General features: G+C 38.9%; 12 protein-coding genes. 11 read left to right on the top strand and 1 reads right to left on the bottom strand.

All coding sequences use genetic code 11. The features are described 5' to 3' along the window. The first annotated feature begins 172 nt into the window (after positions 1-172). The 7 genes from gorA to PSH41_RS08735 all read left to right on the top strand — a co-directional run bounded on the left by gorA (position 173) and on the right by PSH41_RS08735 (position 11075). Positions 173-1537 carry a glutathione-disulfide reductase gene (gene gorA / locus PSH41_RS08765; RefSeq protein WP_054982879.1) on the top strand — a complete coding sequence of 455 codons (1365 nt, stop codon included), beginning with the start codon at positions 173-175 and terminating at the stop codon, positions 1535-1537. A 104-nt stretch (positions 1538-1641) separates the two neighbouring features. Next, on the top strand, positions 1642-2868 hold the full coding sequence (locus PSH41_RS08760) for a tyrosine-type recombinase/integrase (RefSeq protein ID WP_273588833.1): 1227 nt from the start codon (positions 1642-1644) through the stop codon (positions 2866-2868). After that, positions 2855-4564 (top strand): hypothetical protein, encoded by a 1710-nt coding sequence (locus PSH41_RS08755; protein ID WP_273588832.1) that lies wholly within the window; start codon positions 2855-2857, stop codon positions 4562-4564. The genes PSH41_RS08760 and PSH41_RS08755 overlap by 14 nt, the downstream gene beginning before the upstream one ends. A 1-nt stretch (position 4565) precedes the next feature. Beyond that, positions 4566-6629: a hypothetical protein gene (locus tag PSH41_RS08750; protein ID WP_273588831.1), complete on the top strand. Its 2064-nt coding sequence runs from the start codon at positions 4566-4568 to the stop codon at positions 6627-6629. Continuing rightward, a complete protein-coding gene (locus PSH41_RS08745) occupies positions 6622-7113 on the top strand; it encodes a hypothetical protein (RefSeq protein WP_273588830.1) in 492 nt (163 codons plus the stop codon). The genes PSH41_RS08750 and PSH41_RS08745 overlap by 8 nt, the downstream gene beginning before the upstream one ends. A gap of 385 nt (positions 7114-7498) precedes the next feature. Beyond that, positions 7499-9250, top strand: coding sequence for an ATP-dependent nuclease (locus PSH41_RS08740; protein ID WP_273588829.1), 1752 nt, complete (start codon positions 7499-7501; stop codon positions 9248-9250). After that, entirely contained in the window at positions 9237-11075 is a 1839-nt protein-coding gene (locus tag PSH41_RS08735) for a UvrD-helicase domain-containing protein (protein ID WP_273588828.1), read from the top strand. Before PSH41_RS08740 ends, PSH41_RS08735 begins: the two co-directional genes overlap by 14 nt. Before the next feature lie 32 nt (positions 11076-11107). On the opposite strand, the gene PSH41_RS08730 is transcribed toward PSH41_RS08735, so the two are convergent. Next, a complete protein-coding gene (locus tag PSH41_RS08730; protein ID WP_273588827.1) occupies positions 11108-11371 on the bottom strand; it encodes a transposase in 264 nt (87 codons plus the stop codon). 96 nt (positions 11372-11467) lie between these two features. On the opposite strand from PSH41_RS08730, the gene PSH41_RS08725 reads away from it, so the two are divergent. The 4 genes from PSH41_RS08725 to PSH41_RS08710 all read left to right on the top strand — a co-directional run bounded on the left by PSH41_RS08725 (position 11468) and on the right by PSH41_RS08710 (position 15267). Further along, on the top strand, positions 11468-11776 hold the full coding sequence (locus PSH41_RS08725) for a helix-turn-helix domain-containing protein (protein WP_273588826.1): 309 nt from the start codon (positions 11468-11470) through the stop codon (positions 11774-11776). Between the two features lie 188 nt (positions 11777-11964). Continuing rightward, positions 11965-12996, top strand: coding sequence for an ABC-three component system protein (locus PSH41_RS08720; protein WP_273588825.1), 1032 nt, complete (start codon positions 11965-11967; stop codon positions 12994-12996). Beyond that, complete coding sequence (locus PSH41_RS08715) at positions 12989-13465, top strand: ABC-three component system middle component 2 (RefSeq protein ID WP_273588824.1); 477 nt, start codon at positions 12989-12991, stop codon at positions 13463-13465. Before PSH41_RS08720 ends, PSH41_RS08715 begins: the two co-directional genes overlap by 8 nt. Beyond that, on the top strand, positions 13462-15267 hold the full coding sequence (locus tag PSH41_RS08710; protein WP_273588823.1) for a hypothetical protein: 1806 nt from the start codon (positions 13462-13464) through the stop codon (positions 15265-15267). The genes PSH41_RS08715 and PSH41_RS08710 overlap by 4 nt, the downstream gene beginning before the upstream one ends. The last annotated feature ends 398 nt before the right edge of the window (positions 15268-15665 follow it).

Below are 15665 nucleotides of genomic sequence, written 5' to 3'. Positions count from 1 at the left end.
TACAAGCCTCCATTAGTGGGTCTAATATAGCTTAGGATGAAACTGATCGGCATAATAAACAATTTCGTTTGTTGTATTTATCAGCTTTTTAGCGCGCCGCGCTGGGTGACTTGCACTTAGCATATGCTATCATCGGCACATTATAGTTAAATATATTTTTTGAGGATAAAACATGGCTCAGCATTTTGATTACATTGCGATTGGTGGTGGTAGTGGCGGTATTGCCTCTGCTAACCGTGCGGCAATGCGTGGCGCTAAAGTAGCGCTTATCGAAGCAAAACACATGGGCGGCACCTGTGTTAATGTAGGCTGTGTGCCTAAAAAAGTAATGTGGCATGGCGCACAAGTTGCTGAAGCAATTAACTTATATGCACCTGATTACGGCTTTAACGTAGAAGTAAAAGACTTTAACTGGAGCAAACTCGTTGAGAGCCGCGAAGCGTACATTGGTCGCATTCATAAAGGATACGACAACGGTTTAGCGAACAATGGCGTAACCGTAATTAATGGTTTTGCTAAATTTGTTGATAGCAAAACCGTAGAAGTAAACGGCGAGCATTACACGGCCGATCATATTTTGATTGCAGTAGGTGGACGTCCGCATACTCCTAATATTCCAGGTGCTGAGTACGGTATAGACTCAAATGGCTTTTTTGAATTAACAGAGCAGCCAAAGCGAGTAGCGGTAATTGGCGCAGGTTACATTGCTGTAGAACTTGCCGGTGTACTGCATGGTTTAGGCACAGAAACTCATTTATTTGTACGCAGACACGCGCCGCTTCGTAATTTTGATACGCTACTGGTTGAAACCCTAGTAGAGATCATGAAAAAAGAAGGCCCAACACTGCATACCGAATGCTCGCCTAAAGAAATTGTTAAAGAAAGCGATGGTAGCTTAACCATTCATTTTGAAAATGGTTACAGCCAAAACGTTGACCAAGTAATTTGGGCTATTGGCCGCGAGCCAAGCACCGACGTAATTAACATTGCAGCAGCAGGGGTTGAACTAAATAGCTCTGGTTATGTAAAAGTAGATGAATATCAAAATACAAACGTACCTGGTATTTATGCTGTGGGCGATATTATTGAGCACGGTATAGAACTTACGCCTGTCGCTGTTAAAGCCGGCCGTACCCTATCAGAGCGTTTATTTAATAAAGACCTACCTGATGATTTAAAAATGGATTACAGCCTTGTACCTACCGTGGTATTTAGCCACCCACCTATTGGTACTATTGGTGAAACCGAGCAAGAAGCCATTGCTCGCCACGGCGAAGAAAACGTAAAAGTGTACAAGTCGGGCTTTGCCGCTATGTACACAGCCGTTACACAACACCGCCAACCGTGTGCAATGAAGCTTGTATGCGTAGGCCCTGAAGAAAAAGTAGTTGGCTTACACGGCATTGGTTTTGCCGTTGATGAAATGATTCAAGGCTTTGCGGTTGCTATGAAAATGGGCGCAACTAAAGCTGATTTTGATGCCGTTGTTGCTCTGCACCCTACAGGCTCAGAAGAGTTTGTTACCATGACAGGCTAGTGTAGAAAACATACTAATACACTTTCATAATCTGGAATAATCTAAAAGCCAACTATACTTACTTTAAAGTTAGTTGGTTTTTTTGTTTCAGAAAGGAGGAAAGTGTGGCTAAGCTTATTCACTCAGCCCTGATAAAAATAAAAGATTCAGAGACTGAGTTTGAAGATTTAGAATCTCTACCGACTCTGTATACTTCTGACGCGAGGTTCGTTCACTCTGTTAATGCTTGGTTCTATGATTTAATAGCCTGCAAAAGACTGAAAGATCTTAACTCTTATTCTAGAGCACTTCTTTGTTACTGGTCATATTTAGAAATTAACTCTCTGAATTGGGATGAATTCCCACCAATAAAAAGGCTCAAGCCCACTTATAAGTTTAAATATCACTTATTGTCAGAAGTAAGCTGTAGAAAAATTTCTCCTTCAACCGCTAACCTTTATTTAAAGCATGTTGTGCAATTCTATATATGGGCTATTGAAGAATCAGAGATCGATATAAATGACGAAAAAACAGCTCCTTTTGCAATTGAGTTTATTAGCATTAAAAGAACAGATAAATTAGCTCATTTAAAACCTAAGTTCATAGTTCAAACAACTGATCTGAAAATACGAGTCCCCAAAAAGTCCGAGAGTGGTCTAACTCCTTTAACGAGTGAATCGCTATTAGCATTTTCTATTAAGCTCAAGACTGAACCAGTTGAATTTAAACTAATGTGTGCCCTTGCTCTTTTAAGCGGGCTTAGAAAGTCTGAGGCCTGCTCATTCACGCAAGAAGCCTTAAACAGCGCAATTCCAACTAGCAACTCCCATACTAGATACACTTTAACTTTGGGGCCATCGACAGGTGTAAATACCAAATATAACAAGCAAAGAGAAATTGAAGTTTCTGCAACTCTAATCTCCAAACTGCGAGATTATTCAATTAGCGAGAGAAGGCTTAAAAAGGTCAATAAATTAAAAGTTCGTGGTGAATATGAGCCACTTTTTATTAGCCAATACGGAAATCAAACTAACGTAGGAACATTGAGTGCACGTTGGTCTGACTTCAGAAAAATTATCAATTTCACATATAACAGCTTTCACTATTCGTTCCACGATTTGAGGAGTACTTACGCAACCTATCGACTTAACGATCTTCTTAATGCAGGGCTTGGTGTTGGTGAAGCCCTTGATTGTCTTATGCATTGGATGGGCCATGATCAAGAAAGCACTACAATGAAATATATAAGGTATTTACAGAAAAAGACTGCCCTTAAAAATAAGTTCGGCCTGCTTGATCAGATAATGCATAACGCAATAGAGAGTGAAGGTTTCATCAATGAGCCCTTATAAATGGCAAGCAGAGATGTGCATAAAGCTTAGAAGTGGGGCTAACACTACACATTATTTAGATTTTAATAGAATTCGTTTCAGGGGCATTCCACCAACCAAAAGAATAAAGGAGTTAAAAGGCATTGAGTTTGCCCATCGTGATGATTTAGCAAATGAGTTCCAAAATGTACTATCAATGCTTCGCTTAGAAAAGTCGGATGCAACCATATCAAACTACTACTACAAATTTACTTATTACCTTAAGTGGTGTGACTCACTAAACATGCTTCCAATTGAGCAAAGCACTATACAAAAATTCTGTATTTATTGTTACGAGCGATATCGAACAGGTGAGCTTAAAAGTAGTGCATATATAACCTTTACTAGCACCCTAAAAGTGATTTTTTCAAACTTAGAAATCAATAACGCCTCAGAACAATGGCTGAATAACATTGTTATCCTTTCGAACAATGACACTCAACCACATGAAGCCTACACAAACTCTGATTTGAAACAGATGCTTCCTTTTCTCCGTTCACTCTTTAAGCAAACAGCTAAACAATTTATAACTTCCCCAGAGCAATATATGGCCGCTTCGAAGAGAAATTCCCCAATGTTATTCGAATGGAAAGGTGAGGCTCACAAAATCTATCTTGCTGTAAATAAAATGATGATTGCCGCTACATTTTTACTCTCTTATTACACTTTTTCCAATACAACCCAAATTCTAAAACTTCGACGACCAAAATCTGCAGGTTTAAAAAAAGAAAATTGGTATGTAATGAGTGCTTTTAAAAGAAGAGCCTTCAAAGTAATAAACATTGAGATAGGTGAGCACCACATTGACATACCTAAATACTGCATAGATTTTTTTAATACTTTGCTAGAGGTATCAAAAGTAATTGATAACTCTGATGATGCTCCCCTAATTCAGGCTTGTTGGGAAAACAAGAAAACGCCTTTGAACAATGCGTTTTTGCGTGACTTCAATAGTATTTTTATAAAAAACAGCTTCCCGATGTATGACTCAACAGGTAAAGAGCTTAGATTTAGCGTTTCAAGATTCAGAGCAACAGGAAGCTATATTTCTCAACTTAACAGCAATGAAATAGAAACAGCTATACTGCTAAATAACACCCCCAGAACAGTCAAAAGGCACTACTCCGAGGGAAACAAGCTAGAAAATAACATCATGATGCAACAAGCAGCTCTAATAAGAGCTGAACAAGCCAAAAATCTTACTACAATAGATAAAGCTAAAGAAAACCTTGATATCAAAATTCTCAAGTATGAAGAACTACAAGAGCAAATGACACCACAAATCAAACAGTCTGCTCATGGTTCATATTGCGACAACCCTTTTGGTGAAAAATCAAAAAAGTTTAGTAAAAAAGTAAGTTCCTATGGTTTACACGAGTTAAAGTTAGCATGTGCTGATCTTCTTGGTTGCTTTGGATGCGATCATCAAGTAATTGTCCAATCGGTTGAAGATATATGGTGCCTATTGTCATTCAAAGAGTGTATTGAAGAATCATTGTACTTCCACCTAAATGCGAAACACTTTGATCAAAACTTTAGTAAGGTTTTAAATTATATCGATCAAAATATTCTCCCTAAAATTGCAAAAAAGATCATTGCTGACGCTGAAGTTAAATTAACTGAAGAAGGGCGACACCCTCTTTGGCTTACCCCTGACTCGCTACCAACGGTTAAATAATATGACCCCACTAATTGCTCTCCCAAAAGACATTCCTCAAAAGCTACTGACACAGTTTGTAGATGTAATCGAACTACGTAACAAACATGACTGGAGGACACTTAATCAGGTTGTAATTAGTAAAGACTTTATGGGCAAGGATAAAAGCTACTTCGGAGACCAAGTTTGGGATATGAGTGCCTACGCAGCGAGGATTCAAATAAATAAAAAAAGTAAATTTGACTTTGGCTTTATAGAAAATTCTGAAGAGTTAACTCTAGAATTAAAACTTATTGTTTATGGCTGGATTTATCAAAAGAACAGCACCAGAAGTAGTCATGTAAAAATACAAACTTTAGTAAATAGACTTGCCGCACTTAAAAAGGTTTACACTTTTCTTCGTCAAAATAACCATGAATCAATTTCGGCTCTAAATGATAAAAAAACCTCACAAGCACTAGACTCATACCTTATCAATAAGAAGTTTGCACAACGCACTTTAGAGCATGTTTATGCCGGTATTAACAGCATCTTCAGATTACAAAATTGGTTACAGCTTGATTTAACCCTATCATCACTAAAGCCATACGAACACGCTTTAAAATTAAGCACGAAGACGCCCCAACAAACGCTTTCGGTCCCAGAAAGAATAGCTGATGAGCTCTATGCTAAAGCGATAGAGTTAGTCGAGGTTTATTATCCGTATAGGCATACGCTCGCAGATATTGAGAATGATCTACAAGATAATTACCTCAGAGGGAAAGCCATTGTTGATTTTAAAATCAAAAATGGTAGTTGGAAGTTTTTAAACGTACCCAAGTCAGGATACTCTACAGCTCACCGAAAAGCCCAGGAGGTTAATAAGGCTTCCCCTCAAAAATGCTCAGATATATTATCAAAATACTCTTCAAAGACTCCTTTTAATAGCCTAAAAGCAGCCACTGACTGGAAAAAGTTATATGGCCGAATAACTACCGCTTGTTATATATGCTGTGGTGCATTTTCAGGAATGAGAGACTCAGAGCTTAGTGTACTGAAACCAAACAGTTATTTCTGTGATGAAATAGGAGGCCATACATTTCATCTGTTGCAATCTCGAACCTTTAAACTAGGTGAACAAAATACAACATGGGTTACAGCTCCAATAACCGAAAAGGCTGTCGAACTTATGAAAGACTTCACAAAAAACTGGAGGAAGGAGCTAGTTGAGGCTAACTATGAAAAAGAAAGTAATTATCTATGGTTAAATAGAACCGCTCGCTCAAAACTGCCTGTAGTCATAGCAAAATGGCCTGACAGGCTACAGCTTTTTTCTGACACTTATGGCACAACAATAACAAAAGAAGTTCTAGCTGAGGCATTTCGATCTAATCCCAATGCACATGACAAGATTAAAGAAATATGCACTTTAGGTAAAAGCTGGCCACTCAAAACACATCAATTTAGGCGTTCATTAGCACTGTACACAACAAGGCACCGAATAGGTAATAGCGGCGCTCTTAAACAACAATATAAGCAAACTTATCTACAGATGGCTGATTGGTATAGTGTTGGTGGCGTTAGTAACAGGCTACATGATTTACAGATAGATAGTGACTTTCAACACCTTCTAGAAAAGACACAATTGGAAGAAACCGCTAATAAATTTTTTGAAATGATTAACAGTGACGCCCCTTTATCAGGAACTCATGGCAAAGCAATCATGCAAATGCGAGAAGATATTCCATACATTTACAGCTCCTGGGATGTAATTTACGATGCTGTAAAAAAAGGAACTCTAACATTACATGGTACTATGCATAGCTACTGTAAGAATGGTTATGATTGCGATATGGATGGAGTCATAAACCCTGCCTTCTGTGTTGACTGCAAAAGCGGCGGCAGCATTATTGACGTAGCCCAAGCCAAAAACTGGCAAGAAAAACATACTCGGCTCAGCTCGTACCTCAAAACCCAAAAAGATTTATCTCCCTCTGTTTACTCCCATTGCATAACTCAAATCCGTGCGGCTGAGTCCGTAATGTCAGATTTCAACATTTCTTATGAACAATATAAGCACCCCATTGAGGTAACTCAATATGACTAAGAGTGAAAACACCCTCACTAGATTAGAGGCTGCACTTGAGCGCATTTTAGCGGGAGAACCTAAGCGTATCCCCAAAAATAGGAAACTAAGCATAAGAGCAGTTGAGGAAGAAGCTAACCTAGGTAACGGAAGTTGTCACTACTACTCTGAATTCTCTTCCAAGGTAAGGATACTAAAGAGTAAACAAAGAAGCTTAAGCACCCAGCAAGAAGCAGATACAGAGTATACTGATTCTTTAAGGTCTAAGGCCGCGAATGAAAAGAGAATAAAAGAAAAATATCGTTCAGAAAATGTGGAGCTAAAAAAGACAATTCAGCAACTAGCAGCGGAACACCATCAATTTAATGAGTTAATTCGCCGGCATAAGGCACAGTCAAAACAACTCGAGATGGAAAATAAAGAGCTTAGTGCTGCTCTCGAAAATATTAAAGAAGAGTTGACGCAGTTAAAGAGAGAACGCATTTTTAAACTCAATAAGAAATGAATAAACATCTCACAGAATCGAAGCTATCAATGCTCATAATTGCTCGATATAACAATTGCCAAAGAAGACAAAGTTCTTGGTTCTCTTTTGTACCAACAGTTTTTAAAAGTACACATTAGGCTTATAACTGCAACTTTAAGCTTAGTGATTTCCTAATAGCGCCATGGGTTGCCATTAAAATATGACTCAATTTTACCTAAAATAATTTAAAGCTAATGTACATCGAACCGTGGCAAAGCCCTACTTGCCTCTATTGTTTTAATGAATCATTATGTACTTAGTTAACTACTCACCGGGTTGCCCTGAGTCTAAGGATATGATGCCTATTGCTTTTATCCGATAGAACTTTGGCGATCTAGCAGTCAAGATGCTAAGGATACGCAAAGTGTATATTTCAAAAGTTAGAATAGAAAACTTCCGCAATTTCCGTGAATTGGAAATCAAAACAGATAGAAATATGGTGATTGTGGGAGAAAATAAAGTTGGTAAGAGTAATTTTCTCTTCTCACTCAGACTTGTTTTAGACCCCTCCTTATCTGACCTAGACCGATTCCTAAGTCTAGATGACTTTTGGGATGGATTAGGAGGAGACAAGTTAGGAAGTACAATCAAGATATCCTTAGAAATTAGCGGTATTGACCAATCACCAACGACCTTAGCTGCTTTGGCTGATGGCTTAATTGACATAACAACCCACACTGCGAAAATTACCTATGTTTATCAACCTAAAAACGGGGTGACGATAAGCTCTCTTAATGATTACGAGTACAATATATACCTCGGGAATACTGAAGGTATTCCTATAAATCGCTCTCTTCGTCGCTGCATACAAATGGAACTATTTCATGCACTGCGAGATTGTGAAAGGGAGCTGAATAACAGTAAGAGAACGCCTTTAAGAACATTTTTGGAACACGTTGGTGATAACCTTACTGACGAACAAGAGGCCTCAATCCTAGCTGGATTTGAACAAACGCAGATGGCACTTTCTGGTGTTCCAGATTTAGGGCAAATAGAACAGAGTATCAACTCTATGCTCCAAATAATGGTTGGAACCAGACACGTATCTCCTGTTCAGTTGAAACTAGCTCCTCAAGACATCAACAAGCTAATCAAGTCTCTTCAATTACTAGTTGATGAAGGAACTAGGGCAATCAATCAATCTAGTACTGGTAGCTCCAACATACTATTTTTGACGTTAAAGTTACTCGAGCTTCAGCACTCAATGAGGATTGGTGAACAAGAGTTTACTTTCTTAGCAATTGAAGAACCTGAAGCCCATCTTCACCCTCATGTTCAAAGATTGTTGTTTGAGTATTTCTACAACTCAGAGGCAAACGTAAGTACCCTCCTTACAACACACTCACCACATATAGCAAGCTCAGCTCCAATTAATTCTCTGATCGTACTCAAAGAGTCATTGGACGGGGGCATGCCCTCGACAAAAGGACATTCTTTGGTTAACTCTGCACTATCCACTGAAGACATAGAGGACATGAGTAGGTACTTAACTGTTACACGGGGAGAGGTTTTATTCGCTCGTGGTGTAATTTTGGTGGAAGGAGATGCAGAGGAGTTTTTATTCCCAGAGCTAGCAAGAAAGTTAGGGTATGAGTTGGACAAGAAAGGAATATCTATCTGCTCAGTGGCAGGAACAAACTTTGAACCGTATGTAAAATTCCTATTGAGTATCGGTACACCCTTCGTAGTTATAACCGATCGCGATCCACTAGAACTAGAAGTACCATTAGGTGTCACTAGGATTGATAAGTTACTGAGTATTATCATACAAAATCATACGCTTAATTGTGATGAAGCAACAATCTTGGCTCAGGGGCGAGTTAACGGAATCTTTACCAACACTCAAACGTTGGAAACTGAATTGGTAAGCTCACTAGACGTGAAAAATACCGTTTGTGATATCTTACTGGAAGAGCATGGTTTCCGGCCGCGAGTAGGCCCAATAATCTCTTCGTGGAGACAAAACACTTCACCTGTAGATACGAACGCTATGCTTCGGTACATCAGTGAAATAGGTAAAGGAAGGTTCGCTAAGCGTTTGAGTAGCCGACTACCTGAAGAGCAATGTCCAGAATACATAACTGCTGCTTTCGAGTACATTTATGAACGCACATAATATCCCCAGTAAATACAAAAAAGAAGCAGAAGAACTGAACAGATACGGTCAAAGAGATGTATTTAATTCTACTGCGAATTGCGCAGTCATGGCTGGCCCTGGTAGTGGAAAGACGAAAACACTTGTCTTAAAGGTTGCCAAAATCATAGATGAAGATATCTCAGATTATGAGAGAGTTGCTTGCATTACTTATAGTCGACAGTGCTGCAAAGAGCTTCACAGCCGTTTTAAAAAAATCGGATTATCTTCTAATGAGAATTTGTATATTGGCACCGTACACAGTTTTTGCCTGAGTCAAATTGTTACTCCATTAGCTCACTTGACTGACTCAACATTACCTACATCTTATAGTGTTGCTACCGAAGATCAGAGAAATGAAGCCTTTAACTTAGCTAAAGAACAAGTTGGGGAAAGTGTTCGATATTACAGCCAAACTTTCATGACAAGCTATCGTATGACGCACCTAGAAAGAGGGCCAATATTTAGCACGACTGATCCCAATTGCGCAAATTTGATAGAGGTCTATGAGGGGCTTTTAAGAGAAAGGTTTCTAGTAGATTTTGATGGCCTAATACTCATTAGTAGACGCCTTATCCTTGAACACAGCTGGACCCGAGATATTTTAAAAGCCAAATTCCCTGTTATCGTTATTGATGAGTATCAGGATTTAGGCAAGCCTTTACATGACATGGTTATCGCTCTTGCCGAGCATGGTATACGAATTATTGCTGTTGGAGATGTAGACCAATCTATTTTTGGATTTACAGGAGCTCACCCAGAGCTCCTTGAGCATTTAAGTGAACGTGATGACTTCGAAAAAGTTGAGATGAAACTTAACTACAGATCAGCTCAAAATATTGTTAGCTTATCGGATGGGTTTGTCAGTCAGGCAAAAGGAATAATAGCTCACCACCAAGATAGAATTGCAAGCATTACTTACCATTTATGCCCGGATGGTCTTGAGCAACAAATCGAACAAGCTATCACGCAAGCTTTGACTATAGCTTCTGAAACGCCAGGTAGAGCACTTAGTGACATAGCTATTTTGTATCCAGATGCAAAAACTGGAGATATTGTTGCATCTAAAGCTTCACAACTAGGCATCGTATATAACCGTACAGACAACAATGCTCCTTACAGAAAGAACCCACTTACAAATTTTATTGAAGACTGTGCTTCATGGGTTAGTTACGACTGGCAAGCAACATCAAACAAGACCTTGTTATCAGAGTTAATCTCGACATTAATCAGTTTCGTGAAAATTGACATTGAAGAGATAGATGCTTTAGTTCATGGTTTTGTATCCTACCTATGGACAGTAAGAGGTAATCTGGAAGAAAGCACAGCTTATAGCTTTGTTAACAATCTAATTAGTATTTGCTTTCCTTTTTCAGTTCTTCCTTCCCATATGTCAGATGACTTTAAAGAAGTAGGAAAGATGACTCGGGCACTATCAAGTGGAGGTGTATTACAGAATATAAGCATTGAAGTGCTGGGTAACAATAGAGAGAAGTCTAACAAGTTAAATTTGATCACTTATCATTCATGCAAAGGTAGTGAATACGATATTGTTATTGCTATAGGCCTAGATAATGGTGTCTTTCCTAAATTGAAATGGGATCGAAATAATTACCAATGGTGTTACCCAGATGATAGAGAGATGCAAGAAAGAAGGCGACTTTTTTTCGTAGCATTAACGCGAGCAAAATATGACGTTCACTTTTACAAATCTGAATTTTTTTTGACTAGTAGAGGTGATAGAAAATATTTCGGACAAAGCAAATTTCTAGATGAACTTGCTAGACGGATGAACTCGGGGAAATAAGTAAAGAGCTACTACATAATATATGCTGGTAGCTAGCATATTTCTTTAGCAAAAATAGTAACAGCTTTAATTAATATATCTCTCTCATCCGAGACTTCCTTAAGCCGCTGCTCCAATTTCTTCTGAATAAACCTATCTTTTGAGTTTAATTTTATCTCATTGTCCGCTTTTAACCACCTATAAATTGTACTTTGGCCAATACCGCATTCATTAGAGACATCAGATATACGGCGACCTTTGATAGTGACTTTTTGTAATACTGATTCTTTGAATTCGGAAGAATAAGGTTTACTCACAATACTCTCTCACAACAAGCTTAGGATTCCTAAGTATACATGATAAACTATAACTTAGAGAATCTAAGTATGGCTTTCTTTTCTCATGATTAACTTTTGGAATTTATTAACCCTCTCCCTATTCGGCTTAAGGAAGCTAGGACAAGTTCAAACATTTCTCAGAAAGAATTGGGGATTAGGATTGGACTGGACCCTAGCTCAGCAAGTGGTCGCATGAACCATTACGAAAAAGGAAGGCATACACCCGATCTTCAAACTTTAAAAAGAATTGCTGAAGAACTCAATGTACCATTGAATTACTTTTTTTGTGAGAGTGATGAGATGGCTGAGTGCGTCAAGTTGTTCTCCCAAATATCACAAGACGATAAAAATACAACCTTAGAAGAATTAAGAAAAAAACTTTGACTTGATGTCTTTAGAGTAATTACAACAAATAATTTTTCTTGAGCTGTATAAAAATATTACACACCATATTGGCAACTCCCTAAGGTACTTAAAGTTTAAATAATTTTAGACTATTATTCACATTAGATATTTTTTGCTATAGCATCAGACACTGATTAGGGATATAACCAGCATATAAATGAAAATAAATGAGCACACCATTTTATCACCCAGGTCCTGAACAGCCAACTCCGGAACAAAGACTACTTTTTTTCGATGACGAGAAGTGGGAAATGTTTATCGAGCAGTGTGCAAGACAACTGCAAATCGAGGGCAATTATATTCATGTTCATCGTCTCGGTGGCGCAGGTGATAAAGGCAGAGATGTATGCGGCTATACACGAGAATTGCCTGAAGAATCTTCTTGGGATCTGTATCAGGGGAAGTTCTATGGAAGTACACTATCACCAAGCGCATTTGCTTCTGATCTGGCAAAATTTTTATGGTTCGTGTTCTCTAAAGCGTACTCACGTCCCTCAAATTACTATATATGTGCACTAAAAGTTGGCCCCTCATTGCTCGATTTCACGCTAAACCCTAATAAATTTAAGGCTTGGATACTTGATGAGTGGGAAGAGAAGTCTGGCAATTTCGCAACTTTTAAAAAAGAGCTAACCCCTGAACTTAAAAGTTTTATTCAAAACTTTCCTTTTGAGATTTTCAAGATCAAGCCCCCTGCGGAGCTGTTAGAAATTCATTCTCGGTCCAACAAGCATTGGCAGATGTTTGGCGTTTTACCAGCCAGACAATCTAATCCAGTTATGCCAGAAACCCCTGATACAAATGAGGAGCAATTCGTCAAAGCCCTTATGGAAATTTACCTAGAATCTGCTCAACTAGGATTACCACAGATATCAGATATTCCTAAAAAATTTCAAAAGCATTTTAAAGCACAACGAATGCTTTTCTACAGTGCTGAAGGACTCAACCGCTTTAGTAGGGATAAACTTCCTGGAGCATTTGATGAACTGAAAGACCAAGTAGAGATTGGAATAGGCAGCACTTTAAGCTATCCCCATGCGGATGGGTTAATACGACTTAAAGAAGTTATAGACATTGCAAATGTATTGCAGGTATCCGCAAATCCTTTAAGTAACCGACTACAAGCTGGAGACCTTGGAGGTACCTGTCATCATCTTGCGAATGAGAATCGAGTAAAATGGGTGGATGAAGATGAGTGAAGTGTTTAATACTCCATTTGAGCTTGGGGTGAGAATGGTGCATTTACTTATGGCTCTATATCCTCGAAAAGTTGATTTACAACGCCTAATATATTTCGATTATGCCGCTATCTATTCTGCAGACCTTAACGGCCCAGACAGCCTGCATACACCTGTACCTCTGCGAGGTGGTGAATTTACCAGCAGAAGACAAGTTATTGAAGAAGGATTATATTTGATGGCGCAGCGTTCATTCATAGACGTAAAAGCTAGTAGCGATGGGATTAGTTATCAGCTTGGCGAGAATGGGCCAGCTTTAGTTGGCTTGATTGGCGGGGAGTATTCTCGAGAATTATATAAGCGTTGTGAATGGGTAGCTTCGACTCTTGGTGATAAGGATGAAAAGTACCTTGAAGCAATATTCGGAAAGAGCTGTGTCTCATGGGGGGCTGAGTTTCTACCCACTTCACGCAATGGAGCGCTTCTGTGATAATTAAGATACATAAACTGGTAGTGGCAGGACCCAATAAACCGCCTGCGAAACTTATATTAAATGGAAAGTCTCATCTAGTTTTCGGTCCTACCGATACAGGTAAATCATACATAGTCGAATGTATACGATACTGCTTTGGTGGAGGTCAAGAACCTAAAGGAGTTGGTTACTCTGATGGATATACTAGGGCATCAGTTCAAATATCACTCTCTAATAACGACTCTTTCACATTATTTCGAGATCAATCAAGTAGTGAGGAGGCCGTTTATGAGGGCTTTCACGAGACCCCTCCCCAAGATGCTACCCGCCTTGAAAAAAGTATCAGTGAATTACTTCAATCATGGTGTGGAGCTACGGCCAAAAAAATTCTGATAAAGTCTGGAAAACTCGGTAACTTGACAGCTGGCGACCTTCGTCGCCTTAGCATATTTGATGAAATTGAAACATTAGACAATGTTTCATTTGAAGGTAAAGACACTAATCTTAAGACTCGAAATAAGTCTGCACTAGCAATGGTCCTCAGCGGTACAGATGATGCCGATATGATTCTTCCACCATCGACAAACGATAGGAATATTGCAAAAGGGCATGTCGAAGCTATTAATGAGCAAATCAATAGCTTACTCGCGGATGTACCTAAAGAGCTTTCGCTGCAAGATGCAGAAGATAGTTTGGAAAAAGTAACCTCTCAAATTAAAACAATCAACTGTTACATGCGGAGCCATGCCGCGGAAATTGCTGAGCTTAGAAAAATTCGCTTGCAGCTTACGAGAGAAGGAAAGGAGCTATCACTGGAACATACCGCTTTAAAAGAGGCTGAAAATCGATTTCTGCTGCTAAATAAAAAATATGTAAGCGATCAACAACGACTACAGGCTATGTCTACAGCAGCTTCAATCACCGAAAGCTTTGAAGTCCGCTCTTGCCCTCTTTGTTATACAGACATTCAACATCAATTTCGCCACCTAGATCAAGCGACTCAGGTACCTATGCTTCGTTTAGCTGCTCGTGTTGAGTATGAAAAAATCGCTAGATTACGTAAAGGGTTGGAGGGAGCTCTAAATGACATACTCCTAAACCTAGATGAGGCATCTGAAGCTCTTACAGAAAATGAAAAACAAGTTGAAGAGAACGAACGAAAACAGAATGAACTTCTATCGCCGAAGAAACCCAGTGAAAAGTATGAATTAGAGACTCTATCAGATCGAAAAGTAATGCTCTCCATAGCGATAGCCAATTTAACAAGAGTGGAAAAGCTTAGAATTCAACTCACTGAAATGCAGAATAAAAGTAAAAGGCGAAAACAGTTACTTAACAGGGATTTGTCAGAAAGCTCGAGCGCATTATGTAAAAGAGTTAAGGAACTATTGGATGCTTGGGGAGTACCTGGCGTAGATTCTATATATTTTAACGAGGCAGTGTCTGACCTAGAGATTAATCAGCGTAAGCGAATATCTTATGGAAAAGGAAAGAGAGGTATATTTCTAACTGCTTACATGGTTGCATTGATGGAAAAAGCTGCTGAAAAAGGATACCCACATCTAGGTTTTGTAATTATCGACTCTCCGGTGGTGACTTACAAGGATCCTAAACATGGTCCTGACAGTGCAAACGAAGAACTCCTCGATGAAAGTGTTAAAGATCGCTTCTATTCATGGTTAGCGAACAGAACTGAGCCTGGGCAAATTCTGATTTTAGAAAATGAGGACCCTAAAGAAGACATTTTACCTTCGTTAAATGTTACTGAGTTTGTGGGTCCGGAAGGTGTTGTTGGTCGCAAAGGCTTTTTCCCCATATAGTACGGCCGCTGCAAAACTAACAAATGTAACAGTTACCCGTGAAAGAAACCTAGAATTTGCTACACTTAGCTTATTCAGGAAAAGGTTTATATACCTTCCTGTTGTATCTTTCCGGATTTATTTAAGACTTCATGTGTAGTCGCTCGTCCAAATCATAGGATAGAAAGCTTAGGCTATCCCTTTGATAGTGCTACCGGCTCGACATCCATTGTCGAAAGTACGAGACTAAAATTAAAAAGAAAATGCATTTTCGAACTAAATAAAAATAATGTGAGAGAGTCATAAAGACCCATACCAAGTAATAAAGATTCATACTGGGTGTTAAGCGTTCGCAATCGATACGCAGCTATCCCTAAATCGAAAATGCCCCAAAATGAATTAACGTATTTGCTTTAAAA

Source organism: Pseudoalteromonas sp. CST2, assembly GCF_028599385.1.
Classification (GTDB): Bacteria; Pseudomonadota; Gammaproteobacteria; order Enterobacterales; family Alteromonadaceae; genus Pseudoalteromonas; species Pseudoalteromonas atlantica.
Note: the sequence above shows the minus strand (reverse complement) of the source record. Positions and strands in the feature narration are given on the sequence as shown.

Coding starts and splice junctions, on each gene's coding strand:
- PSH41_RS08750 (WP_273588831.1), top strand. CDS start 4,566: ATGACCCCACTAATTGCTCTCCCAAAAGACATTCCTCAAAAGCTACTG.
- PSH41_RS08755 (WP_273588832.1), top strand. CDS start 2,855: ATGAGCCCTTATAAATGGCAAGCAGAGATGTGCATAAAGCTTAGAAGT.
- PSH41_RS08715 (WP_273588824.1), top strand. CDS start 12,989: ATGAGTGAAGTGTTTAATACTCCATTTGAGCTTGGGGTGAGAATGGTG.
- PSH41_RS08745 (WP_273588830.1), top strand. CDS start 6,622: ATGACTAAGAGTGAAAACACCCTCACTAGATTAGAGGCTGCACTTGAG.
- PSH41_RS08720 (WP_273588825.1), top strand. CDS start 11,965: ATGAGCACACCATTTTATCACCCAGGTCCTGAACAGCCAACTCCGGAA.
- gorA (WP_054982879.1), top strand. CDS start 173: ATGGCTCAGCATTTTGATTACATTGCGATTGGTGGTGGTAGTGGCGGT.
- PSH41_RS08735 (WP_273588828.1), top strand. CDS start 9,237: ATGAACGCACATAATATCCCCAGTAAATACAAAAAAGAAGCAGAAGAA.